Raw genomic sequence first — 3,116 nt, forward strand, 5'->3', positions numbered from 1 at the left:
TCACCCTCCGCCACACCCAACAAGGCCGGATAGTCCTGCCCGTTGGTACCCGTGAACACACCGACCTGCCGACCGCGCAGCGACCTCGGGTCGATTCCCGCCCGCTCCACCGCCTCCCACGACGACTCCAGCAACAACCGCTGCTGCGGATCCATCGCCAACGCCTCACGCGGCGAAACACCGAAGAACTCCGCGTCGAACCCGGCGACATCGTCCAGGAAACCGCCCAGGCGCACGTAGTCCGCGTCCGCGGTGCCGTCCCCTGTGCGTGCGTAGTGTTCGTAGAGCGCGTCCAGGCCGGTCCAGCCGCGGTCGGCGGGGAAGTCGGTGATGCCGTCACGCCCTTCCTCCAGCAACGCCCACAGACTCTCCGGAGAGTCGACGCCGCCGGGGAAACGGCAGGCCATCCCGACGATCGCCACCGGCTCGTCGGTGACGGCGGCTGCGGCAGTGGTAACCGTGACGGCGGTGTCGGTGTCCTCGCGCAGTGCGCCGTAGATGTGAGCGGCGAGGTCCTGCGGGGTCGGGTGGTCGAAGACGGCCGTGGCCGGCAGCGTGACTCCACAACCGGCCGCCAGGACGTTGCGCAGTTCCACCGCGATCAGCGAGTCGACGCCGAGGTCGCGGAACGCCCGGTCCGGGCCCACCTGTTCCGTCCCGGCGTGGCCGAGGACGGCCGCCGCACGCTCGCGTACCTCGTCCAGGACCAGACGTTGTCCGGCTTCGCGGGGCAGGGAGTTGACGCGCAGGCGCAGGTCGTCCGTGGTCTCTCCGGCGTCGCGGGCGGGGGCCCGGCCCGAGGAGGCCGTCGACACCGGACTCAGCGGGGTGAGAAGTGCGCTGGGCCGCGAGGTGGTGAACGCGGGCACGAAGCGGCTCCAGTCGGCCGCGACGACGAGCCGGGTGACGGCTCCGGCGTCGACCAGCGCTCCCAGCGCCGACAGGGCGGTCTCGGGAGCGAGCGGGGTCACTGCTCCCTGTCCGCGGCGTCGGCCGCCGGCGACTGCGGCCATGCCGGCGCCCGCCCAGGGGCCCCACGCGATGGACGTCGCGGGCAGGCCCTCGGCGCGGCGCCGCTCGGCCAGCGCGTCCAGCACCGCGTTGGCGGCCGCGTATGCGCCCTGCCCCGGGCTGCCGATCGTTCCGGCCAGGGAGGAGAACAGGACGAACGCGGTGAGGTCGGTGCCGCTGGTCAGTTCGTCCAGCAGCAGCGCTCCCTCGGCCTTCGGTCGCATCACGCGCCGCACCCGGTCGGCATCCGTGGTGAGGACCGTCCCGTCCTCCAGGTCCCCGGCCGCGTGGAACACCGCGTCGACGGAGTGCTCCGCGAGGAGGGCGGCCAGCTGCTCGCGGACGGAGAGGTCCACGGCCGCGATGGTCACGCGGGCGCCCGACTGCTCCAGTTCGGTACGGAGATCCGCGGCGCCGGGAGCCTGTTCGCCCCGGCGGCTGACCAGGAGGAGGTGGCGGGCGCCCCGCTGGACGGCCCAGCGTGCCACCTGAGCGCCCAGGGCGCCGGTGCCGCCGGTGATGAGCACGGCGCCCTCACCCGGTGTCCAGCCGGCGTCGGCGACGGAAGCCGTGCGCGCTGCGAGGGGCGCGGCGGGCTTCACCCGGCGTCCGAACATGCCGTGGGAACGCAGCGCGACCTGGTCCTCGCCCGGCTTCAGGCGCGTCAGCGCCGACGCCAGTCGTGTCCATACCCGGTGATCCGTCTGCGCGGGGAGGTCGATCAGGCCGCCCCACAGGTCGGGGTGCTCCAGGGCGGCGACCCGGCCGAGTCCCCAGACGGCACTGTGGGACAGGCGGGTGATGCGGTCCGGGCCGCCGACGGCGACGGCACCCTGAGTGATCGCCCACAGCCTCGCGCCGGGAACCTCCCGGGCCAGTGCCTGCACGGCGATGAGCGTTGCGACGACGGCGTCCGTCGACGTGGAGAAGCCCAGCAGGGAGAGGATGCCGTGCGGGGCTTCGGCCCCTTGCGGGGCTCCCGCCGTGTCCGTGTCCGTCGCAGTGGCGGTAGCGGTGGGGGTGGCGGTGCGGAGGGCCGAGGCGCAGGCTTCCGGATCCGCGGCGTCGACCTGGCAGATCCGTACCGCCAGTCCCTGGGCGCGCAGCCCCTCCGCGAGTTCGTCCGCCAGCACCCGCACCGAGGGATCCGGGTCCATCGGCGCGAGGACCGTCCAGCAGTCCACGCGGGATGGTCCGGATGCGGCTACGGGCACCACGTCGTCGCCTGTCAGGGGGCGCCAGGAGACCTCATGGCACAGGGCGTCCAGTTCCGCCTGGTCCTGCCGGCGCCGGTACCAGTCGGACAGCGCGGGGACCACCGCGTCGAGCGCTTCCGGCGCGAGGTCGAGATCCGCGGCGAGGCCGGTGACGTCCTGCCGCTCGACGGCGGACCAGAAGGCGGCGTCGACGACCGCGGAGGCGCGGGCGGGTCCTGTCGGAGCGTCCTTGGCCGAGTCCTTCGGCCCCAGCCAGTAACGGCTGCGCTGGAAGGGATAGGTGGGCAGCTCCACCGCGGGTGTCCCGTCGCGGTCGCCCAGCACGCCGGGCCAGGCGACCTCACCGCCGTCGACGTGGAGGCGTGCGGCCGCCCGAAGAACGGCGACGCGCTCCGAGTCGTCCTTGCGCAGAACGGACACGAACAGTGAGTCGTGCGCATCCGGCAGGCAGTTCTGGGCGAGTGCGGTGAGGGTGCTGTCCGGGCCGATCTCCAGGAACCGCGTGACACCCTCCGCCGCGAGGGTGGTGACACCGTCGGCGAACCGGACGGCCTCGCGGACGTGCCGCACCCAGTAGTCGGCGGTGGTCAACTCCCCCTCGACCGCGAGCTGTCCGGAGACGTTCGAGACGACCGGGAGGGACGGAGTGGTGTAGGTGATGCCTTCGGCGACCTGACGGAACTCCGCCAGCATCGGCTCCATCAGCGGCGAGTGGAAGGCGTGGGAGACACGCAGGCGGGTCGTTCGGCGGCCCTGTCCGGCCAGCTCGTCGGCGACCTCGGACACAGCCGCTTCGGTGCCCGCGATCACCACGGCGCGAGGACCGTTGACCGCCGCCACCGACACCTCACGCCCCTCCAGCAGCGGCAGCACCTCCTCCTCGGCGGC

General features: G+C 73.3%; 1 protein-coding gene. It reads right to left on the minus strand.

Annotated elements, in window-relative coordinates; genetic code table 11:
* A partial coding sequence (locus ABTZ58_RS39890) for an SDR family NAD(P)-dependent oxidoreductase (protein ID WP_351368368.1) occupies positions 1–3,116 on the minus strand: 3,116 nt, incomplete at both ends.

It is taken from the genome of Streptomyces sp. NPDC094143 (assembly GCF_040303825.1).
Taxonomy (GTDB): domain Bacteria; phylum Actinomycetota; class Actinomycetes; order Streptomycetales; family Streptomycetaceae; genus Streptomyces.